Origin of the sequence: Sphingobacterium sp. UBA7253 (genome assembly GCF_002472745.1) — a bacterium.
Lineage (GTDB): Bacteria > Bacteroidota > Bacteroidia > Sphingobacteriales > Sphingobacteriaceae > Sphingobacterium > Sphingobacterium siyangense.
On sequence record NZ_DKSP01000180.1, the window covers coordinates 6,139 to 6,813 of the forward strand.

Consider the following 675-nt stretch of genomic DNA (forward strand, 5'->3'; position numbering starts at 1 on the left):
TTGTTACCGTGACGACCGGCCATCTTATCCCCTACTTTCAACTTACGTTTTTTAGCAACGTAAACTTTAGCCATCTGCACAATTCCTGATGGAAGTTCATCACCGACAGATACTGCGAATTTATCACGTTTGAATGAACCTAACTCTTCATTAATCTTGATATTGTAATTATGAAGAGCCATTTTGATCAACTCGTTTTTATCTTCGTCAGTTGTCCATCCCATTGGGTTGATGTTGTTGTAATCTAATTCAGCCAGGATTTTTTGCGTAAACTTAGCTCCCTTAGCAACCAACAACTCTTTATAGACATTGTATACCCCTTGGCTTGTTTTACCATTCACGACAGTGAATAATTTTTCAACCAAACGATCTTTCAATGATTTAACTGCTCTATCGTGAGCAACCTCTAGTTTCTCTAAAGTTTTACGCTCAACCTCTTTAGACATTTTCTTCGCACGCGAGAATAACTTCGTATCAATAACAACACCTTTTAATGATGGTGGAGTTTTCAATGAAGCATCTTTCACGTCACCAGCTTTGTCACCAAAGATTGCACGTAATAATTTCTCTTCTGGAGAAGGATCTGACTCACCTTTAGGTGTGATTTTACCAATTAAGATATCACCACCACCAACTTCAGCACCGATACGGATAATACCGTTTTCGTCTAAGTCT

At 38.4% G+C, this 675-nt stretch carries 1 pseudogene; it reads right to left on the reverse strand.

From position 1 onward, the window contains the following. Nucleotides 1-675 (reverse strand): annotated as a pseudogene (rpoB, locus tag B2X72_RS18080) (DNA-directed RNA polymerase subunit beta); the annotation flags it as partial.